Annotated in this window: 26 protein-coding genes; 12 read left to right on the top strand and 14 right to left on the bottom strand. The window is 68.9% G+C overall.

The genetic code is table 11. The annotated features are described in order from the left end of the window. Positions 1-98 precede the first annotated feature (98 nt). The 12 genes from SVA_RS03065 (at position 99) to ptsP (ending at position 9,308) form a co-directional block, all read left to right on the top strand. Entirely contained in the window at positions 99-695 is a 597-nt protein-coding gene (locus SVA_RS03065) for a KdsC family phosphatase (protein WP_096458648.1), read from the top strand. Then, positions 692-1,126 (top strand): LPS export ABC transporter periplasmic protein LptC, encoded by a 435-nt coding sequence (gene lptC, locus SVA_RS03060; RefSeq protein ID WP_169923944.1) that lies wholly within the window; start codon positions 692-694, stop codon positions 1,124-1,126. The genes SVA_RS03065 and lptC overlap by 4 nt, the downstream gene beginning before the upstream one ends. A 16-nt stretch (positions 1,127-1,142) precedes the next feature. Then, a complete protein-coding gene (lptA, locus tag SVA_RS03055; RefSeq protein ID WP_096458642.1) occupies positions 1,143-1,748 on the top strand; it encodes a lipopolysaccharide transport periplasmic protein LptA in 606 nt (201 codons plus the stop codon). Next, the gene (gene lptB, locus SVA_RS03050; RefSeq protein ID WP_096458639.1) at positions 1,745-2,470 is read left to right on the top strand and encodes an LPS export ABC transporter ATP-binding protein; all 726 of its coding nucleotides are present in this window, start codon (positions 1,745-1,747) and stop codon (positions 2,468-2,470) included. The genes lptA and lptB overlap by 4 nt, the downstream gene beginning before the upstream one ends. A 118-nt stretch (positions 2,471-2,588) precedes the next feature. After that, positions 2,589-4,064, top strand: a complete 1,476-nt coding sequence (locus tag SVA_RS03045; protein ID WP_096458636.1) for an RNA polymerase factor sigma-54 — start codon at positions 2,589-2,591, stop codon at positions 4,062-4,064. Positions 4,065-4,084: 20 nt separating this feature from the next. Beyond that, the gene (hpf, locus tag SVA_RS03040; protein ID WP_096458633.1) at positions 4,085-4,408 is read left to right on the top strand and encodes a ribosome hibernation-promoting factor, HPF/YfiA family; all 324 of its coding nucleotides are present in this window, start codon (positions 4,085-4,087) and stop codon (positions 4,406-4,408) included. Between the two features lie 68 nt (positions 4,409-4,476). Further along, a complete protein-coding gene (locus tag SVA_RS03035) occupies positions 4,477-4,962 on the top strand; it encodes a PTS sugar transporter subunit IIA (protein ID WP_096458630.1) in 486 nt (161 codons plus the stop codon). Further along, entirely contained in the window at positions 4,937-5,896 is a 960-nt protein-coding gene (gene hprK / locus SVA_RS03030) for an HPr(Ser) kinase/phosphatase (protein WP_096458627.1), read from the top strand. Before SVA_RS03035 ends, hprK begins: the two co-directional genes overlap by 26 nt. Continuing rightward, positions 5,893-6,747: an RNase adapter RapZ gene (gene rapZ, locus SVA_RS03025; protein ID WP_096458624.1), complete on the top strand. Its 855-nt coding sequence runs from the start codon at positions 5,893-5,895 to the stop codon at positions 6,745-6,747. The genes hprK and rapZ overlap by 4 nt, the downstream gene beginning before the upstream one ends. A 136-nt stretch (positions 6,748-6,883) precedes the next feature. Continuing rightward, the gene (locus SVA_RS03020) at positions 6,884-7,309 is read left to right on the top strand and encodes a PTS sugar transporter subunit IIA (RefSeq protein ID WP_096458621.1); all 426 of its coding nucleotides are present in this window, start codon (positions 6,884-6,886) and stop codon (positions 7,307-7,309) included. Further along, a complete protein-coding gene (locus SVA_RS03015; RefSeq protein WP_096458618.1) occupies positions 7,306-7,575 on the top strand; it encodes an HPr family phosphocarrier protein in 270 nt (89 codons plus the stop codon). Before SVA_RS03020 ends, SVA_RS03015 begins: the two co-directional genes overlap by 4 nt. Beyond that, the gene (ptsP, locus tag SVA_RS03010; RefSeq protein ID WP_096458615.1) at positions 7,575-9,308 is read left to right on the top strand and encodes a phosphoenolpyruvate--protein phosphotransferase; all 1,734 of its coding nucleotides are present in this window, start codon (positions 7,575-7,577) and stop codon (positions 9,306-9,308) included. Before SVA_RS03015 ends, ptsP begins: the two co-directional genes overlap by 1 nt. Positions 9,309-9,389: 81 nt before the next feature. Here ptsP and SVA_RS03005 read toward each other — a convergent pair whose 3' ends face one another. The 14 genes from SVA_RS03005 to holA form a co-directional block, all read right to left on the bottom strand. After that, on the bottom strand, positions 9,390-9,791 hold the full coding sequence (locus SVA_RS03005) for a WYL domain-containing protein (protein ID WP_096458612.1): 402 nt from the start codon (positions 9,789-9,791) through the stop codon (positions 9,390-9,392). Positions 9,792-9,961: 170 nt separating this feature from the next. Then, positions 9,962-11,317 carry a magnesium transporter gene (gene mgtE, locus SVA_RS03000; RefSeq protein WP_096458609.1) on the bottom strand — a complete coding sequence of 452 codons (1,356 nt, stop codon included), beginning with the start codon at positions 11,315-11,317 and terminating at the stop codon, positions 9,962-9,964. Positions 11,318-11,411: 94 nt separating this feature from the next. Continuing rightward, the gene (pmbA, locus tag SVA_RS02995; RefSeq protein WP_096458606.1) at positions 11,412-12,779 is read right to left on the bottom strand and encodes a metalloprotease PmbA; all 1,368 of its coding nucleotides are present in this window, start codon (positions 12,777-12,779) and stop codon (positions 11,412-11,414) included. After that, the gene (gene tldD, locus SVA_RS02990; protein WP_096458603.1) at positions 12,776-14,218 is read right to left on the bottom strand and encodes a metalloprotease TldD; all 1,443 of its coding nucleotides are present in this window, start codon (positions 14,216-14,218) and stop codon (positions 12,776-12,778) included. The genes pmbA and tldD overlap by 4 nt, the downstream gene beginning before the upstream one ends. After that, a complete protein-coding gene (locus SVA_RS02985; protein WP_096458599.1) occupies positions 14,215-15,027 on the bottom strand; it encodes a carbon-nitrogen hydrolase family protein in 813 nt (270 codons plus the stop codon). The genes tldD and SVA_RS02985 overlap by 4 nt, the downstream gene beginning before the upstream one ends. 100 nt (positions 15,028-15,127) lie before the next feature. After that, entirely contained in the window at positions 15,128-18,946 is a 3,819-nt protein-coding gene (locus SVA_RS02980) for a YhdP family protein (protein ID WP_096458596.1), read from the bottom strand. 131 nt (positions 18,947-19,077) lie between these two features. Beyond that, complete coding sequence (rng, locus tag SVA_RS02975) at positions 19,078-20,598, bottom strand: ribonuclease G (RefSeq protein ID WP_096458593.1); 1,521 nt, start codon at positions 20,596-20,598, stop codon at positions 19,078-19,080. A 211-nt stretch (positions 20,599-20,809) separates the two neighbouring features. Beyond that, a complete protein-coding gene (locus SVA_RS19660) occupies positions 20,810-21,028 on the bottom strand; it encodes a hypothetical protein (RefSeq protein ID WP_096458589.1) in 219 nt (72 codons plus the stop codon). A 10-nt stretch (positions 21,029-21,038) separates the two neighbouring features. After that, positions 21,039-21,620, bottom strand: coding sequence for a Maf family protein (locus SVA_RS02965; RefSeq protein WP_096458586.1), 582 nt, complete (start codon positions 21,618-21,620; stop codon positions 21,039-21,041). 98 nt (positions 21,621-21,718) lie between these two features. Beyond that, entirely contained in the window at positions 21,719-22,186 is a 468-nt protein-coding gene (gene rlmH / locus SVA_RS02960) for a 23S rRNA (pseudouridine(1915)-N(3))-methyltransferase RlmH (RefSeq protein ID WP_096458583.1), read from the bottom strand. Between the two features lie 94 nt (positions 22,187-22,280). Then, on the bottom strand, positions 22,281-22,631 hold the full coding sequence (gene rsfS / locus SVA_RS02955) for a ribosome silencing factor (RefSeq protein WP_096458580.1): 351 nt from the start codon (positions 22,629-22,631) through the stop codon (positions 22,281-22,283). Further along, complete coding sequence (gene nadD / locus SVA_RS02950; RefSeq protein WP_096458577.1) at positions 22,628-23,269, bottom strand: nicotinate-nucleotide adenylyltransferase; 642 nt, start codon at positions 23,267-23,269, stop codon at positions 22,628-22,630. The genes rsfS and nadD overlap by 4 nt, the downstream gene beginning before the upstream one ends. A gap of 240 nt (positions 23,270-23,509) precedes the next feature. Further along, positions 23,510-24,793, bottom strand: coding sequence for a glutamate-5-semialdehyde dehydrogenase (locus SVA_RS02945; RefSeq protein ID WP_096458574.1), 1,284 nt, complete (start codon positions 24,791-24,793; stop codon positions 23,510-23,512). After that, positions 24,790-25,830 (bottom strand): DNA polymerase III subunit delta, encoded by a 1,041-nt coding sequence (gene holA, locus SVA_RS02940; RefSeq protein ID WP_096458571.1) that lies wholly within the window; start codon positions 25,828-25,830, stop codon positions 24,790-24,792. Before holA ends, SVA_RS02945 begins: the two co-directional genes overlap by 4 nt. Positions 25,831-25,842: the final 12 nt, after the last annotated feature.

Below are 25,842 nucleotides of genomic sequence, written 5' to 3'. Positions count from 1 at the left end.
GGCAATGTCGAATTTTGAATTCTTAATGTTGAATTGAGGTGCGCGCGAAGCGCGCTTCATTGATTCAACATTCAAGATTAAGCATTCAACATTCTGCTATGACTCGCACCCCTCTCCTCGCCCCCGACTTCGAGGTGCCCGGCCGGGTTCTCGATCTGGCGCACCGCGTCCGCCTCGTGCTGTTCGATGTCGACGGGGTGCTGACGGACGGGCGGCTGATCCTTGCCGACGATGGCCAGGAATATAAGGCGTTCAATTCCCGCGACGGTCATGGCATCAAGATGCTCCAGCGCGCCGGCGTGCCGGTGGGGATCATCACCGGCCGCACTTCGAAAGTGGTGGAGCACCGCGTGGCCGATCTGGGCATCCGCCACGTCTATCAGGGCTGCCGGGAGAAGCTCCCGGTCTGCCGCCGGCTGCTCAAGGATCTGGGCATCGCGCCGGAAGAAGCGGCGTACGTGGGCGACGACGTCGTCGATCTGCCGATCATGCTGGAGGTGGGGCTGGGTATTGCCGTGCAGAACGGGCACTGGCTGGTGAAGCGGCACGCCCACTGGGTGACGCCGAGCGGCGGCGGCGCCGGCGCCGCCCGGGACGTGTGCGAGATGGTGCTGCATGCGCGGGGCGATTACACCGCAGCGATGCAGGTCTATCTCTGGGCGGCGCCGGAGGGTCCCGGCCCCGCCGGTCCGTGAGCGACGCGCGCCGCTGGATCGCCGGCGCACTGCTTGCGCTCGCGGCGCTCGGGTCGTGGTGGCTCACCGGAAGCGTCGCCCCGCCGGACTCGACCGCCGATCCCCGTACCCGGCACGATCCCGATTACGTGATCGAGCAGTTCACCTCCTGGTCCACCAACGAGCGCGGCGAGCGTCGGTACCGCCTCGAGGCCGAGCGGCTGGTACATTACCCCGACGACGATACGGCACACCTGACGCAACCGTACCTGGTCCAGTACCCGGAGGACGGCGGTCCGCCCATCCATACGCGCGCCCGGGAAGGCCTGATGCCGGGCGACGGACGGGAAATCCTGATGAGCGGCGACGTGCGCACGGCCCGCGGCGCGGATCCGGAATCGGCCGGGGGCGAGATCCTCACGGATCGGATGCGCATCGAGCTCGACCGGTGACGCAAGAAAATGGTGAATGCCCGATTTCAAATGTAGGATTTCGGCGGCGCGCCCCGTCCCGGCGCACTTCGGCATCCGGAAACGATATTCGCCCCTTGCCCCGATCATGATCCCCAGAGCCTCATTGGCGATGTGCCGGCTGGCGGGATTCGCGCTCGCGCTCTGCGCCGCGCCGGCCGCCTTCGCGCTCAAGAGCGACGCGAACGAGCCGATCAACATCCGCGCCGCAAGCGTGGACGCCAACGAGAAGACGGGCAACGCCGTGTACCGCGGTAACGTGGTGATGACGCAGGGCAGCCTGCGGCTCGAGGCCGACCGGGTGGACGTCGCGATGCGCGACGGCCGGCTCGACCGGGCCAAGGCTTTCGGCAAGCCTGCCCGGCTGCGCAGCCTCGCGGATACCGGGGAGGAGGTCCGGGCGCATGCGACGCGCATCGACTATCGGGCCAGGACCCGGGTCGTCGATCTGGAAGGCAAGGTCTGGATCAAGCGCGGGGGAGACGTGGTGACCGGCGCGACGGCGCGCTACGAGCTCGACACCCAGCGGTTCACGGCGCGCGGCGCGAACGACGGCCAGGTGACGGCGGTCATCCAGCCCCGCCCTGCCGAGACCCCGAAATGAGCGCGCTCGAGGCCAGCGGGCTGGCGAAGCATTACCAGGCACGCAAGGTCGTGGACGGCGTGTCCCTCGAGGTGCGGGCCGGCGAGATCGTAGGCCTGCTCGGACCGAACGGGGCCGGCAAGACCACCTGCTTTTATATGATCGTGGGGCTCGTCCCCCTCGACGCCGGAACCATCCGGCTGGACGGCCAGGACATCACCCATCTCGCCATGCACAAGCGGGCGCGCCTGGGTCTCGGGTACCTGCCCCAGGAGCCGTCCGTCTTCCGGCAACTCACGGTCGCCGAAAACATCCTCGCCATCCTCGAAACGCGACGCGACCTCGACCGGGGGGAGCGAAAACGCGTGCTGGACGAGCTTCTCCACGACCTGCAGATCGGCGACCGCCGGGACACGCTGGGAATCAGCCTGTCCGGCGGGGAGCGGCGGCGCGTCGAGATCGCCCGGGCGCTCGCGAGCCGCCCCCGATTCATCCTTCTCGACGAGCCGTTCGCCGGGATCGATCCCATATCGGTCATCGAAATACAGCACCTGATCCGGCACCTGCAGCAGCGGGGAATCGGCGTGCTGATCACGGACCACAACGTGCGGGAGACGCTCAAGATCTGCGACCGGGCTTACATCCTGAACGACGGGCGGGTGCTGACCGCGGGCGGCCCGGAGGAGATTCTGTATAATGAAGACGTCAAAAGAGTCTACCTGGGTAGGGATTTTCGCCTTTAGGTTCGCTGCCAGTTGCGACCCCGCAAGGGGCGTGCCAGAACTGGGCTAGAATGGGGTTGGGAGGCCCCACGGACGGGGAAGACGAGCCAAACGCGAACAAGAAGGCCTCAGCGTTTTTATGAAGCAGTCACTCGACCTTCGGCTAGGTCAGCATCTCACGATTACCCCCCAGTTGCAGCAGGCCATCCGCCTGCTGCAACTGTCCACCGTGGAGCTTCAGCAGGAGATCCAGGAAGCGCTCGAAACGAATCCGCTGCTCGAGGAAGGCGAGGAATCGGAGAACCGCGACGCCAACGGCGAGGGCGAGGCGGGGGAGTCGGAGACCGAGTACGAGGCCGAGGCGTCCGAGCCGGCGGACCTCGACATGGAACAGGCGGACCTCGGCGAAACCTCGGCGGAAAGCGACTGGGACGAGGCCTTCGACCTCCCCCTCGCTTCGGGCAGCCGGAACGAGGGCGACGAGCGACCCGATATCGACGCCCGCAACAGCCGTCCGCAAACGCTCCGCGAGCATCTCCTCTGGCAGATGCACATGACGTCCTTCTCGGTGACGGACCGGCGGGTCGCCGAGGCCCTGATCGACGCGATCAACGAGGACGGCTACCTCACCTGCAAGCTCGAGGAGGTCCAGCAGATCCTCGCGAAAGAGTCGCCGCCGACCCAGGCGGAGCTGGACGAAATCGAGGCCGTGCTGCACCAGGTCCAGAACTTCGACCCGATCGGCGTCGGCGCCCGCGACCTGGCGGAATGCCTGCTGCTCCAGCTCAAGGCGCTCGATCCCGAAACGCCCTACCTCCGTGAGGCCCTGCGGCTCGCGACGCCCGAGCACCTGGCGCTCCTCGGCGGGCGGGACTACAACCAGCTGCGGCGCAATCTGAAGGTGACGCCCGAAACCCTGCACCACGCCGTGCAGCTCATCCAGCGGCTCAACCCGCGGCCGGGCGGGACGGTCCAGTCGGTCGCGGCCAACTACATCGTCCCGGATATCATCGTGCGCAAGATCAGGGGCATCTGGCGCGCCGACCTGAACCAGGAAGTCGCGCCGCGGCTGCGCATCAACCGGATGTACGAGCGCCTGATCCACCGCGGCGACGGCAGCCGCGACAACCGCTATCTGCAGGACCAGCTCCAGCAGGCGCGCTGGTTCATCAAGAGCCTGAACAGCCGCAACGAGACCCTGCTCAAGGTTGCCCGCACCATCGTCGACCGCCAGCGCGCCTTTTTCGACCACGGTCCGGAGGCGATGAAGCCGCTCGTGCTGCACGACATCGCCGAGGCGGTCTCGATGCACGAGTCGACGATCTCGCGCGTGACCACCAACAAGTACATGCTCACGCCGCGCGGAATCTACGAGCTCAAGTACTTTTTCTCGAGCCACGTGGGAACCGCCGACGGGGGCGCGTGCTCCGCGACGGCCATCCGCTCCATGATCAAGAAGCTCGTGGAAAACGAACCGCCGACGAAGCCGATCAGCGACAGCAAGATCGCCGAGATCCTCGCCGGGCAGGGCATTCATGTGGCGCGCCGCACCGTCGCCAAGTACCGGGAATCGATCAGCATCCCGCCGTCCAACCAGCGCAAGTCCATCATCTAATCCGCGTGGAGGAAGACAACATGCAAATCACGGTCAGCGGTCAGCAGGTGGAGGTCACGGAGCCGCTCAAGAGCTACGCGTCCGAGAAGATCGGCCGCCTGCAGCGCCACTTCGACCACATGACCACGGGCAACGTCGTGCTGCACGTGGAGAAAACCCACCACATGGCCGAGGCCACGATTTACGCCAAGGGCGCCACGCTGCACGCGGACGCGACCGGCGAGAACATGTACGCGGCGATCGACGCGCTGGCGGACAAGCTGGACCGCCAGGTCCTCAAGCACAAGGAAAAGACGACGAACCACCGCACGAGCGACGCGCCGCTCAAGAAGCAGTTGATATAATGCTCCCCCGCCCGGCCCCGCCCCGCGGGGCCGCCGCGTCACCGGTCTTCCGGAACCGCTTGCCCGCCATGCACATACAGGATCTCCTCTCCCAGCGCCGCGTGCTGCTGGGAATGCCGGTATCGAGCAAGAAGCGCCTGCTCGAAAAGCTCGGCGAACTCCTCGGACACGACGCCGCCGGGCTCAACGCCCAGCAGGCGTTTCAGGCCCTGATCGACCGCGAGCGCCTCGGCAGTACCGGCATCGGCGAAGGCGTCGCGTTGCCGCACGGCCGTGTGAAGGGTCTCGCCCGCCCGGTCGGCGCCTTCTGCACGCTCGAACGGGCGATGGATTTCGATTCCATCGACCACAAACCGGTCACCATGGTCTTCGCGCTGCTCGTGCCCGAACGGGCGAACGAGGAGCATTTGAAGATCCTCTCGGAGCTCGCCGGCCTCTTCAGCAACAAGGCCTGGCGTCAGGGCCTGCTCGCCGCACGGTCCCCCGAGGACCTCTACGCCCGCCTCACGGGCGACGCCGCCCGGCCCGATGACTCCCAAGCTCACGACCGGTGACCTCTTCGAGGCACAGGCCGGCGCGCTCAAGCTGACCTGGGCGGCCGGGCGCGCGGGCAGGGACCGGCTGCTGGAACCCGCGACCGCGCGGCATCCGGGGATGGCGCTCGTCGGACATCTGAACTTCGTGCACCCGAACCGGGTGCAGGTCATCGGCGAGGCGGAGATTCAGTACCTGCAGCGCCTGCGCAAGGGCGAGCGGGCATCCCAGGTAAAGGCGCTGTTCACCTGCGAGCGAACCGCGGCCGTCGTAGTGGCGAACGGGAAGCGGCCGCCGGCCGACCTGGTGCGGGCGGCCGACGAGGCCGATCTCCCGCTTTTGGCCTCGCCGCTTCCCAGCCCGGTCGTCATCGACCACCTCCAGTACCATCTCACCCGCGCGCTCGCGCCGCGAACCACCGTACACGGCGTGTACATGGAGGTCATGGGCATGGGCGTCCTGCTCATGGGCGAGTCCGGCATCGGCAAGAGTGAGCTGGCCCTCGAGCTGCTCTCGCGCAACCACCGCCTGATCTCGGACGACGCCGTCGAGTTCATCCGCATCGGTCCCGACGTGCTCGTCGGCCAGTGCCCGGGGGGCGCGCTGTCGGATTACCTCGAAGTACGGGGCCTGGGCATTCTCGACGTGCGCACGATGTTCGGCGAGACCGCCGTGCGTCACAAGAAAAAGCTCCATCTCATCGTGCGCATGGAACGGATGGACAAGCGGCGCCTCAAGAAGCTCGACCGGCTGCAGGCGCAGCAGCTCACCCGCGCGATCCTCGATGTCGACGTTCCCGAAGTCGTGCTCTTCGTCGGCGCCGGACGCAACCTCGCTGTCCTCGTCGAGGCCGCGGTGCGGTCCTACATCCTGCGGATGTGGGGGATCGACACGCTCAAGGAGTTCATGCAGCGTCAGCAGGCGCTCATGAACAACAACCGCTCGCCCCAATGAACTTCTTCATCGTGAGCGGCCTGTCGGGCTCGGGCAAGACGATCGCGCTTCAGGCGCTCGAGGACGCCGGCTTCTACGTGATCGACAACCTTCCGGCGGCGCTGCTCCCGCAGTTCGTGGAGCACATCCGCGAACGGGGCGGCAACGGCGCGAAGCAGGCGGCGCTCGGTCTGGACGCGCGCAACCGCGAGTTCCTGGCCGACGTCACCGGGGCGCTCGAGCGCCTGCAGGCGATGGGCGTGCGCTACCGCATCATCTTCCTCGAGGCCGAGGAGGCGATCCTCGTCAAGCGCTACAAGGAGACGCGGCGGCGCCACCCCATGGTCGACCAGGACACTTCCCTGCTCGAGGCCATCCGCCTCGAAAAGGAGCTGCTCGAGCCCCTCGCCTTCGAGGCTTCGCTGCGCATCGACACGACCCGCACCACGCCCCACGAGCTGCGTCACCAGATCCACGACTTCGTGCGGGGCGAAGAAACGACGGGCATGACGCTCCTGTTCGAGTCCTTCGGCTACAAGCACGGCACGCCGCTCGACGCCGACTTCGTGTTCGACGTGCGCTGCCTGCCGAACCCCTACTGGGAGCCCGAACTGCGGCGGTTTACCGGCCTGGACGAGCCGGTCTGCGCGTACATGGGGCGCTACGACGAGGTCCGGCAGATGCAGGAGGAGCTGCAGCGCTTCCTCGAGACCTGGCTGCCGCGCTTCGAGCGGGAGGACCGCTCCTACGTCACGATCGCGCTCGGCTGCACGGGCGGGATGCATCGCTCGGTGTACCTCGTGGACCGCCTCGCGGCATACTTCAGCGGGAAGGGCTACAAGACCCAGGTGCGGCACCGCGAGCTCAAGTGACCGGCCGGCGGTCCGCCGAATCCTCGCGCACCCCTTCCCGCGCTGCCGGGGATGGCGTGATGCCACCCACCCAGGTTTCCGTCACCCCTTACGCTCTCCCGCTGCGGCGGGAGAGAAGGAGCAGGAAGAAAACGAGATGATCGGTTTGCTCATCCTGGCACAAAAGGATCTCGCCGCCGGCCTCCTCGAGTCGGCCGTCCACACGCTCGGCGAGCGCCCTACCCGCCTCGAGGCGGTCGGCGTCGACTACGCCCAGCCGCCCGAGGCCGTCGACGAGCTCTTGAAGCAGCGGCTCGCCGAGGTGAACGACGGAGACGGGGTGCTGATCTTCGCGGACGTGTACGGCGCCACGCACACGAACCTCGCGTGCCGGCTCCTGGAACGCGGGCGGATCGAGCTCATCGCCGGCGTGAACGTCCCCATGCTACTGCGCGCGCTCAACTACCGGCATCTCCCGCTTCCGGAGCTGATCGAGCGCGCGCTGACCGGCGGCTCCGGGGGGATCCTGTGCCCGGGCAATTCCGGCCGCCCGTCCCGCCCGCGCACGGAGGCGCGCCCGTGAAGTGCGTCACCCTCTCGATCCAGAACAAGCTCGGCCTGCACGCCCGCGCCTCGGCGAAGTTCGTCAGCCTCGCCGCGGAATTCAAGAGCGACATCACCCTGTCCCGTAACGGGCAGCAGGTGAACGGGAAGAGCATCATGGGAATCATGATGCTCGCCGCCGCGAAGGGTACCGAGATCCAGATCTGCGCGGAGGGGCGCGACGAGGCCAGGGCCGTCGAGGCGCTGCGCGGTCTCGTCGAAAACCGCTTCGGCGAGGACGAGTAATGCTGGCGCTCCACGGGGTCGGGGTCAGCGACGGCATCAGCGTCGGACGCGCGACCGTGCTCGCGCGCGAGCTGCCCGAGATCGTGGAGTACACGCTCGCCCCGGATCAGCTCGACGCCGAGATCGCCCGCTTTCTCCACGCCGTCAAGTCGGCGCGGCGCCAGCTCGTGAAGATCCGCGACCACATCCCGCCCGACGCCCCGGCCGAAGCGGTCAGCTTCATCGACACGCACGTGATGATCCTCGACGACAAGATGATCTCCGAGGCGCCGATGGAGATCATCCGCGAGCAGCGGCGCAACGCCGAATGGGCGCTGAAGATGCAGAGCGATCGCCTCGGCGAGATGTTCGAGCGGATGGACGACGCCTACCTGCGCAACAAGAAGACCGATGTCGCCCAGGTGGTGGACCGCATCCTGCGCAACCTGCTCGCCAAGGCCGACGAGGACGAGACGGAGCGACTGGGCGAGAGCGAGATTGTCGTGGCGCACGACCTCACGCCGGCCGACACGGTGATGCTCAAGCACAAGCGCGTCCACGCGTTCGTGACCAACATGGGCGGCCCGATCTCCCACACGGCGATCCTGGCGCGAAGCCTCGGCATCCCGGCGATCGTGTCCGTGCACAACGCCACGCGCTACGTCCGCAGCGGCGATCAGGTCATCGTGGACGGCAAGCGGGGGGTGCTGATCGTCTCGCCCGACGAGGCGACGATCACCGAGTACCGCCGGCGTCAGCGCGAGATCCTGAAGCGCCGCGAGGCGCTCACCCGGCTGCGGAAGGCGCGCGCGGTCACGCTCGACGGCGAGCGCGTGCGCCTCTACGCCAACATCGAGCTGCCCGGCGACGTGAAGGCGGCCGTCGAGGCGCACGCGGAAGGCATCGGCCTGTATCGCACCGAGTTCCTGTACATGAACCGGCCCCAGCCTCCCGACGAGGAGGAGCAGTTCCGGGCTTATGCGCGCGTCGCGCGCGCGCTCGCCGGCAAACCGGTCACCATCCGCACGCTCGACCTCGGCGCCGACAAGCAGGTGGACGGCCACGGCCGCACCGCGCTCACCGCGAACCCGGCGCTCGGCCTGCGCGCCGTGCGGCTGTGCCTGCACGACCCGGCCCTCTTTCGGCCGCAGCTTCGCGCCATTCTGCGTGCGTCTGCGATCGGCAAGGTGCGGATCATGATCCCCATGCTCTCGTCGCAGGACGAGCTCTTCCGGGTGCTCGACCTCGTCGAGGAGACGAAGTCTTCCCTCAAGCGCGCGAGAGAGAAGTTCAACCCACGAGTGCCGATCGGCGGGATGGTCGAGGTCCCGGCGGCGGCGCTGTCCGCGGACCTGTTTGCGCCATATCTCGACTTCTTCTCGATCGGGACGAACGACCTCATCCAGTACACGCTCGCGATCGACCGCGTCGACGACGCGGTGAACTATCTCTACGACCCGCTTCACCCGGCCGTGCTGCGCCTGATCGCGCTCACGCTCGAGGCCGGCCGCAAGGCCCGCATCCCGGTCGCGATGTGCGGCGAGATGGCGGGCGATCCGCGCTACACGCGGCTCCTGCTCGGACTGGGCCTGAAGGAGTTCAGCATGCACCCGGCGACGCTGCTGCAGGTAAAGCAGAACGTGCGTGCGAGCGACCTGAAGAGTCTCGCGCGCTTCGCCCGGCGGGTGCTCAAGACGCCGGACACGCACGCGGTGCACGCGCTGGTCGACGAGGCAAATGAAGGCAGTGATTAGTGCAAAGTGCTAAGTGATAAGTTAATGAGCGCACGAAGCGCGCGCGTCACTCAGCAAGCAGAACTTGCCGGCAGAAACGCCTCAGGCTCGGCGCAGCCAAGGCGGAGGCGGCGGGCCGATCTCGGGGGGCTGCGCGGGATAGGCAAAGGCGGTTTCCGGCTGTGACACCACCGCCACGAGTCCGCTCTTGTACTTGAGCCGGGCCGTACTGAAGCCCTCGGCGGTACGCGGCAGGAAGCGTTCGTTCAGCACGGAGAGCGCGCTGATTTTCTTGAGCCGGAAGGGGCGCCAGAAGGGCGGCGGGCGGCCGGCGGCCGAGAACCCGCGGATCTGATAGGCGTCGAGAACCAGCTGATTTCGCTCGTCCGTGTAGATGGCATGCGGCTCCACCACGCGCACTTCGCGCTGATCCCCGTAGCGCAGCGCGACGCAGCGGCGCTCCTTGATCGACCGGCTCAGGACCTGCAGGATCTTCGGCAACATCGCTACCCTCCCCTGGTAACTATTGCACGGTCCTGCCGGCTTTCCACAAGCGGGCGGATGAAGGGTCGGTCCCCACCTACCTGCGGCAGCGCGGGACCGGGGGCCGCGGCGGCGGGGCGGGTCCGGGTCGCCCGGCTTTCATCGGTGCCGACCGGCGTTTCGACGCTGCCTCAGACCAGGAATATCGTCGCCAGCCCGAGGAAGGAGAAGAAGCCCACGACATCGGTCACGGTCGTGAGGATCACGCCCGAGGCGAGGGCCGGATCGATTCCCAGCCGGCGCACGGCGACCGGAATGAGCACCCCGAAGAGCGCCGCGAAAGTGAGATTGATCACCATGGCCATGGCGATGACCGGACCGAGCATCAGGTTCTTGTGCCAGAGCACGGCGATCAGGCCGACCGCGAGCGCGAAGACGAGCCCGTTGAGCGCCCCGACCGCGAGCTCGCGCGTGAGGAGGCGGCGCGCGTTGCTTTCGCTGACGATGCCGAGGGCGAGGCCGCGGATGACGGCCGTCACGGTCTGCGTGCCCGCGTTACCGCCCATTCCCGCCACGATCGGCATCATCACGGCCAGCGCCACCACTTTCTCGATCGTGCTCTCGAAAAGCCCGACGACCGCGGCGGCGATGATCGCCGTGACGAGATTGACCGCGAGCCAGACCGAACGCCTGCGGCTGGTCCGCAGCGGCGGCGCGAAGATGTCCTCGTCCTCCGAAAGGCCCGCCGGCGCGAGGATCGAGTGCTCCGCCTCCTCGCGCAGCACGTCGACCACGTCGTCGATCGTGATCCGGCCGATCAGGCGATTGTGCTCGTCCACGACCGGCGCCGAAATCAGGTCGTAGTCCTCGAACGCCTTCGCCACGTCCTGCTGCGGCGCGAGCGCGGGAAACCTGATCACCTCCCGGTCCATCACCTGCGACACGCGCCGGTCCGGATCGGTGGTCAGCAGCCGCCCGATCTCGAGCTGCCCGATCAGCGCATCGTGACGATCGACGACGAAGAGCTTGTCGGTGCTTTCGGGTAAAGCGCCGCGCCGGCGCAGGTAGCGCAGCACCACCTCCAGCGTGATGTTCTCGCGCACCGTGATCGCGTCGACGTTCATGAGGCCGCCGGCCGTGTCCTCGGGGTACGAGAGGACCGCGTCGAGCCGCTGACGGTTCTGCTTGTCGAGAGCGGCCAGGATCTCGGCGATGACCTCGTCGGAGAGCTCCGGGATCAGGTCGGCGATGTCGTCGGTATCGAGCGTGCGGGCGGCAGCGACCAGCGCCGCGTCGTCGGTCAGCCGCAGCAGATCGGCGCGGACGTCCTCGGCGAGCTCGAGGAGCGTTTCGCCCTTGCGGGCGTCGTCGACCTGGGTCCAGACGAGCGGACGGCTCTCGGGCGGCGTGCCTTCGATGAGCGTGGCGATGTCGGCGGGATGGAGGTCGACGAGGATCGCGCGCACGCTCTCGATCGCTCCCGTCTCCAGGGCCGCCAGCAGCTCGTTGAGATGGTCCGGCTTCTTTTGTTGGCGCGCCTTGGACATGGCTGTCCCCCTGAAAGGCGCCAGAGTCTACTGGCTGCACGTGCCGAGCGCAAAAAAAGCCGTCGGTCCGCGCCGACGGCCGCGTCTCGGCCGCTCAGCTTCCTGCGATCGTCACGTTCTCGATGAGGATCGACCCGGTGCGCACGTTGCCGCGCACGTCGATGTCGTTGCCGACCGCGACCAGACCTCGGTACATGTCGCGCAGGTTGCCCGCGATGGTGATCTCCTCGACCGGGTAGGCGATCTCGCCGTTCTCGACCCAGAAGCCCGCGGCGCCGCGGGAGTAATCCCCGGTGACGAGGTTGACGCCGAAGCCGATGAGCTCGGTGACGAGAAGCCCCGTGCCCATCTCCCGGAGGAGGCCCGCGCGATCCAGCGGACCGGGATCGATCGTGAGATTGTGCACGCCGCCGGCGTTGCCCGTCGTCTGCATCTTGAGCTTGCGGGCCGAGTACGAGTCGAGGACGTAGCCCTGCAGGACCCCCTCCTTCACGAGGTCGCGGGGCCCGGTCGCCACCCCTTCGTTGTCGAACGGTGTGCTGCCGAGCGCCCCGGGAAGGTGCGGCTGCTCGTGGATGCGCACGTGCGGCGCGAAGACGCGCTTGCCCAGATGGTCGATCAGGAAGGAAGCGCCGCGGTAGAGGCTCTCGCCTCGCACGGCGCCCACGAAGTGGGAAAGCAGGCTCGCGGCGCTCGGCGCCTCGTAGATCACGGGCGCGCGCCGGGTGGCGAGCTTGCGGGCGCCGAGCCGGTCGAGCGAGCGCTTCGCCGCCTGCCTGCCGACGCTCTCCGGCGCCTCGAGCTCGCCCGGGCGACGCGAGACGGTGAACCAGTAGTCGCGCTGCATGCCGCCCGCATCCTGGGCGATCACCGCGGCCGACAGGCTGTGGCGTGTGCCGGCGATGCTGCCCATAAAGTCCTGCGTGTTCGCATAAACCTCCAGGCCTTCGTGGGTCGAAAGGCTCGCGCCTTCGGAGTTGGTGATGCGCGCGTCGAGCCGGCGGGCGACGTCCTCGCAGCCGCGGGCCAGTTCGATGGCGTGGTCGACCGGCAGGTTCCAGGGATGAAGCAGGTCGAGCTCCGGGATCACGCGCGCGAGCCGCTCGGGCTCGGCGAGGCCGGCGCAGTCGTCCTCGGCCGTGAAACGCGCGATCGCGCACGCGGCCCGCACGGTGTCCCGAACCGCCGCGGGCGAGAGATCGGTCGTGCTCGCCGAACCGGTGCGGCGGCCGAAGTAGACCGTGACGCCGAGCCCCTTGTCCCGCGTGTGCTCCAGCGTCTCGACCTCGCCCATCCGGACGTTGACCGACAGCCCCTGCGAGACGTTCACACCCGCCTCGGCCGCGGTCACACCCTGGCGCCGCGCCTCCTCGAGCGCGATCTGCGCCACGTCGACCAGACGCTCGCGGGTGGCGGCGTCGAAGACCGGGACATCGGTTCGTGCCGGCGCGGTCCCGATCATGCCTGCGTCCCTCCGACAGTGAGGCTGTCGATCTTGAGCGTCGGCTGCCCCACCCCCACGGGCACGCTCTGACCGTCCTTGCCGCAGGTTCCGACGCCGGAGTCGAGCGCGAGGTCGTTCCCGACCATCGAGACGCGCGTGAGCACGTCCGGCCCGTTGCCGATGAGCGTCGCACCCTTGACCGGCCGGGTCACCTTCCCGTTCTCGATCAGGTAGGCCTCGGACGCCGAGAACACGAACTTGCCGGAGGTGATGTCGACCTGCCCGCCGCCGAAGTTGACGGCGTAAAGCCCGCGGTCGACGGAGGCGATGATCTCGGCCGGATCGTACCGTCCCGCGAGCATGTAGGTGTTGGTCATGCGCGGCATCGGCAGGTGCGCGTAGGACTCGCGGCGGCCGTTGCCCGTGGGCGGAACGCCCATGAGGCGCGCGTTGAGGGTGTCCTGCATGTAGCCCTTGAGGATCCCGTTCTCGATCAGCACCGTGCGCTGCGAAGGCGTGCCTTCGTCGTCGACGTTGAGCGAGCCGCGCCGGCTCGGCAGCGTGCCGTCGTCGACCACCGTGCACTGGTCCGTCGCCACGCGGCTGCCGATGCGGCCGGCGAAGGCCGAAGTGCCCTTGCGGTTGAAATCGCCCTCGAGCCCGTGGCCGATGGCCTCGTGCAGGAGGATGCCGGGCCAGCCCGGTCCGAGGACGACCGGCATCGCGCCGGCCGGGGCGTCGACCGCCTCGAGGTTCACGATCGCCTGGCGCGCCGCCTCGCGGGCGTAATCGAGCGCCGCGTCGTCGTCGAGGAAGTAACCGTAGTCGAAGCGGCCGCCGCCGCCGCTGTTCCCCACCTCGCGCCTTCCGTTCTGCTCCGCGATCACGGTGACGTTGAGCCGAACGAGCGGCCGCACGTCGGCGGCGAGCACGCCGTCGCTGCGCACGACGAGCACCACCTCGTGCACGCCGGAGAGGCTCGCCATCACCTGCCTGATGCGCGGATCCTCGGCGCGCGCGGCGCGCTCGACGCGCTCGAGCAGCGCCACCTTTTCCTGCTCCGGGAGGCTCGCGAGCGGATCGATGGGCCGATAGAGGGCGAGCGCCGGCCCACCCTGCCAGCGCACCGGCACGCGCGTCTCGTTCCCCTGCGCGGCGATCGCGCGTGCGGCGGACGCCGCCTCGAGCAGCGCCGGGAGCACCAGGTCGTCCGAGTAGGCGAACCCCGACTTGTCTCCCGCCACCGCGCGGACGCCGACGCCGGACTCGATGTTGTGGCTGCCCGACTTGACCTGCCCCTCCTCGAGCGACCACGACTCGTGCCGGCTGTACTGGAAGTAAAGGTCGGCGTAGTCGACGCGCCCCTCCATCACCCGGTCCATGAGCTTCGTGAGCTCGTTCTCACCGATGCCCGCGGGCTCGAGGAGTGATCTGCGCGCCTGTTCCACCAAATTCATGCCTTGATTCTCCGGTGATGAATGCTCGGAAGACGCTCACGCGCCTCCCGAAGGTAATCGAGGTCGAGGTCGGCGATTGCAATGCCTGCACCTTTGGGTACGCGGTCCAGGACCTCGCCCCACGGGTTGACGATCAACGTCTCGCCATGCGTCTCGCGCCCGTTTGCGTGACGCCCGCCCTGGTCGGGGGCGAGGACGTACGCGAGGTTCTCGATTGCACGCGCGCGCACGAGGGTCTCCCAGTGAGCGCGCCCCGTGACGGCGGTAAAGGCCGAGGGCACCGCATAGAGCTCCGCGCCCTTCGCGAGAAGCTCCCGGAAAAGCTCGGGGAAGCGCAAGTCGTAGCAGATCGCGAGACCGAGCCGCCCGCAGGGCGTCTCCACCACGACCGCCTCGCCGCCCGGCTCGATAGAGTTCGACTCGCGATACTCCTCCCCGTTTCCCAGTCGCACGTCGAACAGGTGCATCTTGTCATAGCGCGCGGCGCGCCGGCCGTCCGGGTCGTAGACGAGGCAAGCGGCCCTTACCCGCGTCGCCCCCGCCGTCTTGAGGGGAAGCGTGCCTCCGACGAGCCAGATCCCGTGCTGCCGCGCGAGCCGGGAGAGGCAGTCCTGGATCGGCCCGTCGCCCTCCTCTTCGGCGGCGGCGAGACGGTCCGCGTCGTTCAGTGCCATCAGGGCAAAGTTTTCGGGCAGAGCGACCAGCCGGGCGCCCGCGCGCGCCGCATGGGCCACCAGCCGCTCGGCCTCCGCGAGATTGGCGTCCACGCGAGGTCCGGACGCCATTTGTATGGCGGCGAGGCGATCCATGGTTGTAGCGGGGCCTGTTGCGGAGCGCAGTTCCGGAAGACGGGAGGGTCCCGCGGCAAGCAGCCGCGTCGCCGACTAGGATAACACGCGCGGCGCCCGCTCAGCCGCCGCCGTTTTCGGTCGACCCGTTCTCGCCTGCCGGTTTGCCGAGACGAGTGACCGTCGGTCCGTCCCACGGTCCCTTGACCACGTAGGTCACGCGGGTGCCGCTCGCGATCTGCTTCTTGAAGATCTTCTGGATCGCGAGCGCGGCGGCCGCGGCCTGCGGGCCGAAAAGCCCCCAGCTGGTCAGGGTCACGGCGTCGCTGATTTTCGGGTTTGCCTCGACGATGAGGTCGTAATCCTCGGCCGCGAGCCCGACGCGCCCGTTGATGGCGAGACCGAGCGAGGGACCCTTTATCGTCATGCCCTGGGTGTAGGCATTCCCGCGCTCGATCTGGACGCGCCCGCGGATCTCGTCGAATGCGAGGCCTTTGCCGAAGGCGGGTGCGAAATCGAAGGTGAAGTAGCGGGCGATGGACTTGAGGTCAAGCAGTCCGAACAGCCGGGCCGCGCCGGGCTTCACCTGCAGGAAGCGACCCTTGTCGGCGGAGAGCTTCACCTCGCCGTCGAGCCCGTTGAGCCGCGGATTGGACGGCGAGCCGGGCCAGGCCAGGCGCGCGGACATCTGCGCCTCGCCCTGAGCCATCTGGTCCGGCGCACCGAACGCAGCGAGGGTCGCGCCCATGTCGCTGCTGCGGAACTCGAAGCTCACTTCGCTCGTCTGCCGGTTACCGGCCGCGCGCCAGGCCCCCTGCCCGACGACGGTCATCTCCGGACGCCGGAGGCTGAACCGCTCGATGCGCCAGCCGCGCTCGAACGGGGCGGCCTCGAACTCGACGGCGCCGAGCGTGCGCTCGCCGTGGGTGTACACGCCGGCCCGGAGCGCAATGGCCGGCAGACGCTGCGGCTCCACGGCGGTGTCGCGCCCCGGATGCTTCTTTTCGGGCAGCCGCAGGAACAGCAGGTCGAGGTCGAAGCGCGGCGGCGACGGTTTCTGCACGGCCCCGCGCGACCCGTGGCGGTAGCGCACCCGTCCTGCGGCCGCCTGACCGTCGACGGTGCCGTGCCAGCCGCCGTCCTTGGGCACGAGATCGAACGTCGCAAGTCCCCAGCTCCGGTCGAGCATGTCCAGTCGCCGGACGCGCGCGGTCACGCGGGACACGGGCGGCGGCCCTTCACCGTCGGCGTCGCCACCGAGCAGCGGCAGCCATTCGTCGACGTCGACATGGTCGATGACGGCGTTCAGATGCAGGCCGGGGTTGCGCGGCAGCTCGCCCTGTCCGGCCCCCAGCTCCACGCGGCCGCGCGCGAAACGCCAGCGGTCGTCCTCGCGCGTGAACACGAGCTTTCCGGCTGCCGCGTTTCCGGCCTTGATGTCCAGGACGTGCACGCTCGGCCGACTGAGCTCCGTCTGGACGACGAGTCTCTCGTCGAGCAGCCGGTTCGGACCGAGCGGTGACGGCAACTGCGACCGCACCTGGCCGAGCGGCGCCTCGAACCGCACGGCCTGCGCATCGGCGCCCGCATCCAGGGCGAAGGTCCAGGGGACCAGGCCGCTCACGCGGTCGGCGAGGGCCGGACGAACGGACAGCAGGCTGGTCGCCAGCGCCTCTCCGTTCGCCTCCACCCGTAAACGCCCGTCGCGCGTCTCGGCCAGGAACAATGCCGGTCCGCCGAAGAGTCGCCCGGCGAGATCGCCGCCGACGAGACCGCGCTCGTTGAATCGCACCCCGCCGCCGACGCCCTCCGCCGCGGCCATGCCGTCGAGTCGCACCGTCGCGTTCGTCACGCGGTACTCGCCCTGCATTTCGTATCCCGGCCGCTTGAGCGGGACCCGCACACGCAGCGCCAGGGCGCCGTCCCCGCTCGCGCGCAAGCCGTCCGGCAGCCAGGCGCGCCAGGACCGTGCCGGCTCGACGGACTGCAGTATCCGCACGGTCTCGCCCACCGGGCCGTGCACCTGTCCTTCCACGCGCACCTCGCGCTCCGGCGAACCTTTCCGCCCGAGGACCTCGACGTTGATGTCGCTCGCCCGGAGCCGACCGATCCTTCCCTGTCCGGTCACCTTCACGTGCGAGCCGCGGATCTCCACGTCGGCCTGCGCATGCGTGACCGGCTCCCACCCGCGCAGGAAGCGGTAGACGCCGTCCTTCACCTGGCCGCGCAGCTCGAAGCGCCCCTCGCCGTCCTCGAAAGGAAAGGCGCGAATGGGGCCGTCGTACACGAGGGACCCCGCCGTGATACGTCCGCCCACGAAGGCCGACTCCATCCAGGCGAGCATGCGGGGCGGGAGGTGCCTCACCGGGTAGTACCGGGCGGCGTGGGCGCCGTTGCCGTTGCGGAAGTCGGCGCGCAGCTTGAGCACCGGGGACCGGGCGCGGTCGTGCGGGATCAGCAGCTCGAGCGCGCCCTCGCCCTCCCCGTCCTCGCCGGCCACGCGCAGATCCGTTCCCTCGATCGCCCAGTGCGCGGACGTCCGCTCCCAGACGAGCTTGCCGGTCGCACGGCGCATGGCGAGCGGCGCGCGGAACACACGCGGCAGATCGAGCACGAAGTCGCCGGCGTCGAGCATCATCTCGCCGCCGTACCGCTGGACCTCGATGCGCCCCGTGACGCCGCGGACGCCGGGGATCTTTTCGTAGGCCGTCATGCCGACCCGCTTCAGGTCGGCCGTGACCTCGAAGGTCGTCGGCGCTTCGAGCGGGCCATATACGCGCGCATCCAGGTTGTCGATGGTGCCCTCGGGACTCAGGTCCGCCCACCGACTCAACCATCCGTGCTCTCCCTTCACGGCCGTCGCGAACGCGGTGACGTCGTCGAGGTTCAGATGTTTCACCTGCAGGACGTTCTCCCCGTCCGCGTGCGCGAGGCGCAGCCGCTCCGCGCGCCAGGGTTCGCCCGCCAGCCCGAGGACGAGCCCGTCGAGGTCGAGCTGCCAGCCCCCGCGGCGGCGCTTCCAGTTGATGTCGCCTGCGGCCCGGTGGACGGCGAGCGGCTGCCCGAAACCGGGCAGCGGCAGCCGCAGATCCGCGACCGCGGCCGGGCCGCGCACGGCCCGCGGCAGGCCCTCCGCCCAATCCGTCCAGAGGCGTACGTCGAAGCTTCCCCGGAACTCCGCCGGCAGCCGCTCGCGCACGACCGGGGGCAGGGCCGATGCGTCGAGCCCGCTGGCCTCGATCCGGATCTCGCCCTCCCAGTCCCGTCCCGCGAGCGGGTTGCCGTCGATATCGGCCGTGAGCCGGCATTCGCGGCACATCGCGTCCGGGAAGCGCGCGGCCGCCTCCAGCCGATGGCGGTTCCCGTTGTTGCGCAGGCTCAACGCGACTTGCGTCAACCGCACCGGCGCCTGCGCCTCGCGCGCATCGATCCACGTGAGGTCGCCGTCGCGTACGAGCACCTGTCCCTGCTGAAACAGGAAGGGCGTGAGCCGGTCATCGCCGTTCGGCCGGGCCGCATCGACGCCGAGGCCGACGAGCCGGATGTCGCCGGAAGGAAGGCGTTCGAGCGTCAGCGAAGGACGGACGAGCACCAGGCGGTGAATGCGAAACTCGCCGCGCAGCAGCGGGAGCAGCCGGATGGTAAGGCGGACTTCCGCCAGCCGCACGGCCTCGCCTCCTTCCGGAGCCGATACCGCGATGCCGCGGAGGTGTGCGCCCGGATAGATACCGTCCCAGTAGGCTTCGAGACCGTCGATCCGCACCGCCCGCTGGGCCTTGTCGCTGAGGTAGGCTTCGAGCTCGTCCTTGCGGTCGGCGAGGTGGGGGAGCAGCGTCCGCGCGACGACGTGCAGCCCGGCGAGCAGCACGAGGATCGAGGCGGCCGCGTAGACCGCATAGCGGGCCGCGCGGCGGGCGGTGGAACCAACCGGGTGCTTCATGCAGGCAGGCTGCCGCGTCGGCCGGAAACGGGTACTGGGAAATTATAGGTTAGGAGCCGGAGAGCCGCCGGTCGGCGTTTCAACGCCGGTCACCGGTCCTGCGGCGACGGTCGGACATCGGGAAGCGGAGTCTACAACAGCACGACGTCGTACTGCTCCTGGTGGTAAAGCGGCTCCACCTTGAGCTGGATCGGCTTCCCGATGAACTCCTGCAGCTGGAGCAGGCTCGTCGCTTCTTCGTCCAGGAGGAGGTCGATCACGACCTGCGAGGCGACGACCAGGTACTCGTCGGCGCCGAACTGGCGCGCCTCGCGCAGGATCTCGCGGAAGATCTCGTAACAGACGGTCTGCGGCGTCTTGAGCGTGCCCCGCCCCTGGCAGACCGGGCACGGCTGGCAGAGGACATGCTCGAGCGACTCGCGCGTGCGCTTGCGCGTGAGCTCGACCAGACCGAGCGGCGACATTTCGGTCATGTACACCTTGGTCCGGTCGCGCGCGAGCGCCTTTTCGAGGGCGCGCAGCACGGCGCGCTTGTGGTCCGGGTCGCTCATGTCGATGAAGTCGACGATGATCATGCCGCCGAGATTGCGGAGCCTCAGCTGCCGCGCGATCGCCTGCGCCGCCTCGAGATTGGTCTTGAACAGCGTCTCCTCGAGGCTCTTGCGCCCGACATACGCGCCGGTGTTCACGTCGATCGTGGTCATCGCCTCGGTCTGGTCGATCACGAGGTAGCCGCCGCTCTTCAGCAGCACCTTGCGCGCGAGCGCCTTCTGGATCTCGTCCTCGACCGAGTACAGGTCGAAGATCGGCCGCTCCCCCGGGTAGTACTCGATGCGCTCGGCGGTCTCGGGAATGAACTTGATCGCGAAGTCGATCGCCTTGAGGTACGTCTCGCGAGAGTCGATGCGGATCTTCTCGACGTTCGCGCGCACGAGGTCCCGCATGGCGCGCAGCGCGAGCGGCAGGTCTTCGTGGATGAGCTCCCCGGGCTTGGCGCTCTTGATGCGCTCCTGGCACGCCGACCAGATCCGCCGCAGGTAGCGCACGTCCGTCTCGATCTCTTCCTCGGCCGCGGTCTCCGCCATCGTGCGGAGAATGTAGCCGCCCTCGTCGCTCTCGGTGAGCGAGCGCAGAAGGTTGCGCAGCCGCTCGCGGGTGGTGTCGTCGCCGATCCTCTGCGAAACGCCGATGTGTCGCGAGTACGGCATGTAGACCAGGTAGCGCGCGGGGAGCGTGATCTGCGTCGTGAGCCGGGCGCCCTTCGTGCCCAGGGGGTCCTTCACCACCTGCACCACCAGCTCCTGCTCGTCGTGCAGCAGCTCGTTGATGCGCGGCGCCGGCCAGGCGTTGCCGTTGCTCACGCGGGCGACGGCGGCGCCGCTCTGGTCGAGGGCGACCGCCGCGCGCTCGCGCGCCGGCGCCTCCGGCGTACGAATATCGGAGGCGTGCAGGAAGGCCGCGCGATTGAGACCGATGTCGACGAAGGCGGCCTGCATCCCCGGGAGGATGCGCGCGACCCGACCCTTGTAGACGTTGCCGACGATGCCCCGGCTGCGCGCGCGCTCGACGTAGACCTCCTGCAGCACGCCGTTCTCGATCGCGGCGACGCGGGTTTCCTGCGGGGTAACGTTTATGAGAATCTCTTCGCTCATCCCCGATAGCGTGCTGCGGCTGTGCCAGCCATCCCTGGCGTAACGTCACCGCTCCGTTGAACCCCAGCCCGGCCATCCATGGCCGGGCGCTCGGCGGCGCGAATGCACGTTAAGTGCATTCGCGACGCCCCCGCCTCGCCCTGCAGCACGCCGTTCTCGATCGCGGCGGCGCGGGTTTCCTGCGGGGTAACGTTTATGAGAATCTCTTCGCTCATCCCCGATAGCGTGCTGCGGCTGTGCCAGCCATCCCTGGCGTAACGTCACCGCTCCGTTGAACCCCAGCCCGGCCATCCATGGCCGGGCGCTCGGCGGCGCGAATGCACGTTAAGTGCATTCGCGACGCCCCCGCCTCGCCCTGCAGCACGCCGTTCTCGATCGCGGCGGCGCGGGTTTCCTGCGGGGTAACGTTTATGAGAATCTCTTCGCTCATCCGGTCGTCCTTACGGAAGCGCGGCCGCTCCGGCCCGCTTGAGGAGCTCGGCGAGCTCGTGCAGCGGCAGCCCCACGACCCCCGAATAGCTGCCCTCGATCCGGCTGATGAAAACGGCGCCACGACCCTGGATGGCGTAGCCCCCGGCCTTGTCGGCCGGCTCGCCGGTCTCCCAGTAGCGCGCGATCTCGTCGTCGGTCAACCGCGCAAACGTCACGCGGCTTTCGGAAAGCGCGCCGTACTCTCCATCCTGATGCACGAGCGCGATGCCGGTCAACACCGAGTGCGCGCGGCCCGACAGTCGCCGCAGCATCGCAATGCCGTCCGCGCGGTCGCGCGGCTTGCCGAGGACCGCGCCGTCGAGCACGACCTCGGTATCGGCCCCGAGGACCGGGCGCGCCGGGAGGCCTCGCTCGCGGACGACCTTCGCGACGAAGCGCGCCTTGTCGAGCGCGACGCGTTGCACGTACTCGGCAGGCGGCTCGCCCTCCCGGGCCAGCTCGACGATGTTCGAGGGAACGACCTCGAACGCGAGCCCGGCCTGGGCGAGGAGCTCGCGCCGACGGGGACTGGCGGAGGCAAGGTAAATCATGATGTCAGAGACAAGTGACAAGTGATCAGCGTGAGAAGCGCTTCGCGCGCAGCATCGACATGTTACTCAGAACCTGTGACCTGGGGCTTGCCGTCGCCTCAGCGATGGTAAGGCGTTCCCGCGATGATGCTCCACGCCCGATAGAGCTGCTCGGCGAGCACGACCCGGACCACCGGGTGCGCGAGCGTGAGCGCGGACAGCGACCAGGTTTCGTCCGCCCGCGCCAGACAGGCCGGGGCCAGCCCCTCGGGACCGCCCACGAGCAGCGCGAGATCCGCGCCGCGGGCGAGCTGCGCCTGGACGGCGGCGGCGAGCTCGCGCGTGGCGAGGCTGCGCCCGGTGCGCTCGAGCGCGATCACGCGCGCGCGCGCCGGAACCGCAGCCAGCACGCGCTCGCCCTCGTCGCGCAGCAACCGCTCCAGATCCGCCCCCTTCGTCCGCCGCCCGGCGGGGATCTCCCGGAGAGTCAGGCGAAGCTGCGTCGGGAGGCGCTTCGCGTACTCCGCGTAGCCCTCTTCGACCCACTGCGGCATGCGCGTGCCCACGGCGATGAGGTGGATCTGCACGATGCAATGTCGAATGTCAGATTCTCAATTCTGAATTGAAGCGCGCGCAGCGTGCGCTCCTTGATTCGACATTGAGAATTCAACATTCAAGATTTCATTTCCTCTCGGCCACCCGCTTGCCTTCGGCCCAGAGCTTCTCCAGGTTGTAGAAGTCGCGCGTCTGCTCGCGCATCACGTGCACGACCACGTCGCCGTAGTCGATCAGCACCCAGTCGCCCCCTTCCATGCCCTCGACGCCCGTGGGCTTGCGGCCCCGCTCCCGGAGCCTGTCGATCACGCGGTCAGCGACCGACATCACATGCCGGTTCGAGGTCCCGGTGGCGATATACATGTAGTCCGTGAACATCGCGACGTCGCGCACATCGATGAGGACGACATCGCGCGCCTTCGCGTCGTCGAGCGCGTCGCGGATTTGCCTGCGCAGCTGGGCGGCTCGGGTAGTCATGCGGCCTCGCTTCGATAGATACCGTTTCGGCGGATGTAGTCCAGCACGGAGGCCGGCAGCCACTCGGCGGGCGGCGTTTCGCCCCGGGCGATGGCGGCGCGGATGCGGGTCGCCGAGACGTCGTGTGGCTCGACCTCGAGGAACAGCAGGCCTCCCGCGCTCCGCGTGCGCAGCTCGCCGGGGCCGGCCACGAGACGCTTGCGCGCCCAGACAGGCAGGTCGGCGGCATCGGGAGCCGGGAATCCGGGCCGGCCGAGCACGACGAGATGAGCGAGCTCGGGGAGCCGTGACCAGCGGTGCCAGCTCTCGATGTCGCGGAAGGCATCCGTGCCGAGCAACAGGCAAAGCGGTGTGGTGCCGATCTCCGCGCGCACGGACTCGAGCGTGGGCACGGTGTACGAGAGGCCGCCCCGGCGTATCTCGCGATCGTCCACCGCCAGGCCGGGAAACTCGGCGACGGCCAGCTCGACCATGCGCAGCCGCTGCGCCGCATGCGCGACCGGGCGCCGTCGGTGGGGTGGGGTCGCCGCCGGCACGAGCCGCAGCTCCGTCAGCCCGAGCTGCCGCGCGGCGTCCTGCGCCGGCCGCAGGTGCCCGTAATGAATGGGATCGAACGTCCCGCCGAGGATCCCGATCATATGAAACGCGCGCGCAGCGCGCCTCGACCCGGATCATTCGGAAGTTTCCTCTCCGGCTCGCGGGAGGGGAGTCCGGGAGAAGCCACGCTCTCCGCTTTCGGGAGAGAGGACTGGCGTGCGGGGACGAGCCGGTTCAGCGAGGTAACCAACGACAGCACGCCACGCTCGCGCCCGACATGCCCGCTCTCCCCCGGCTCGCCACGCAAGGAGAGCGGGGGAGCAGGTTCGCCGGCGCACTCATCAAGACCGGACGTGCCCGTCACCGAGCACGACGAACTTCTGGGAGGTGAGTCCCTCGAGGCCGACCGGACCACGGGCGTGGATCTTGTCGGTGGAGATGCCGATCTCGGCGCCGAGGCCGTACTCGAACCCGTCGGCGAAGCGCGTCGAGGCGTTGACCATCACGGAGCTGGAGTCCACCTCCCGCAGGAAGCGCCGGGCGCGCGTGATGTCCTCGGTGACGATGCTGTCCGTATGCTGCGAGCCGTACTGCGCGATGTGGTCGATCGCCTGGTCGAGATCGTCGACGATGCGGATCGACAGAATGGGCGCCAGGTACTCCGTGTACCAGTCTTCCTCGGTCGCCGGCTTCGCGTCCCCGAGGATTGCGCGCGTGCGCTCGCAGACCCGGAGCTCGACGCCCTGTTCCCGGTACATCCGGCCGAGCATCGGCAGGATCTGCTCCGCCACCGCGTGGTGCACGAGCAGCGTTTCCATGGTGTTGCACGTGCCGTACCGCTGGCACTTGGCGTTGAACGCCACGCGCGCGGCCTTCTCCAGATCGGCACGCTCGTCGATGTAGACGTGGCACACGCCGTGCAGGTGCTTGATGACCGGCACGGTCGCCTCACCGGAGATCCGCTCGATGAGCCCCTTGCCGCCGCGCGGCACGATGACGTCGACGTGCCCTTTCATGCGCACGAGCTCGCCCACCGCGGCGCGGTCGGTGGTCTCGACGACGAGCACCGCGTCGGCCGGCAGGCCCGCCTGCTTCAGGCCCTCCTGGATGCACTCGGCGACGGCGCGGTTCGAGTGGATTGCCTCGCTGCCGCCGCGCAGGATGCAGGCGTTGCCGCTCTTGAGGCAAAGCCCGGCGGCGTCCGCGGTGACGTTGGGACGCGACTCGTAGATGATCCCGATGACCCCGAGCGGCACCCGCATGCGGCCGACCTGGATGCCGGAGGGCCGGTACTTGAGGTCGCTGATCTCGCCCACCGGATCCGGCAGCGCGGCGATCTGACGCAGGCCTTCGGCCATCGAAGCGAGGCGCGCGTCATTGAGCTCCAGGCGATCCAGCATCGCGGCGTCCAGACCCTGTCTGGCGCCCGCCTCGAGATCCTTGCGGTTCTCGGCGAGCAGCATCGCGCGGTTGCGCTCGATCGCCGCGCTCATGGCGAGCAGCGCCGCGTCCTTCGCCGCGGTCTCGGCGCGCGCGAGCACGCGCGCGGCGGCGCGCGCCCGCTCGCCGAGCGCGCGCATGTAGTCCCGGATATCGGTCGACGTCGGTACGGTAGCCGCTTTCATCGAAACCCTCCACGCAATGAGTGGCCCGCCGGAGCCTGGCCGGCGATCGCCAGCGCCAGGCGTTCGAGCTCGAGCCAGGCCGAGCCGTCCGCACGGCCCTTGACCACGCGATCCACGCGCGCCGCGGTCTGCAGGACGTCGCGCCATCCGGCCGCGTCCCGGCGCCCGAGCGCCCGCCGCATCAGGCTACGCCGGCGCGGCCAGACCTTGAACTCCTCGAGCACCTGGGCCTCCGGCCTCCCGGCGGAGACCGCCGAGCTCATCCTCGCGAGCTCGCGCGCCTCGCGCGCAAGCGCCCACAGGACGAGTGCGGGGGCGGTGCCGTCCGCCTCGAGGCTGCGCAGGATACGCAGGCCGGCGGCGCCGTCGCCCGCGAGACAGGCGTCCGAAAGCCCGTACACGCTGAACCGGGCATTGTCGCCGAGCACGCCGGCGATGTCATCCGAGCTGACGGTCGTGAGTCCCGCGAGCGCGAGCTTTTCGATCTCCTGCGCGCAGGCGAGGAGATTTCCCTCCATGTAATGGGCGAGCATGTCCGCGACCCCCGGACCGGGCGTCAAGCCGCTCGCGCGCATGCGCCTTCCGATCCACGCCGGCAGCTCGCGCGCGTCGACCGGGTAGACCGTCACCATCGCCCCGGCGCGCTCGAGGGCCGAGACCCACTTGGCCGCGCGCGCCGCCTTGTCGAGCTTGCCCGCGACGACGAGGAGCACGAGGTCCCCGGCGGCGGCCTCCTGCGCGATCTCCGTCAGCGTCCGCGCGCCCTCCTCGCCGGGCTTTCCGGTCGGGAGGCGCAACTCGATGAACCGCCGCTCCGCGAAGAGGGAGCCGGCGCGCGTGCCCGCGTAGAAAGCCGGCCAGTCGAAGCCGGACTCCACCACGCTCAGTTCCCGCTCGCCGAAACCCTGCGCCCGTGCCGTGGCGCGTATCGCGTCGGCGCACTCCTGCAGGAGCAAGGGCTCGTCGCCGGTCAACAGGTAGACCGGAGCGAGACCGCGCTTGAGCTGCTGTATCAGCTGGTCGGCGTTGAGCTGCATGTCATTGGGACC

The organism is Sulfurifustis variabilis (assembly GCF_002355415.1).
GTDB classification, from domain to species: Bacteria; Pseudomonadota; Gammaproteobacteria; order Acidiferrobacterales; family Sulfurifustaceae; genus Sulfurifustis; species Sulfurifustis variabilis.
Note: the sequence above shows the minus strand (reverse complement) of the source record. Positions and strands in the feature narration are given on the sequence as shown.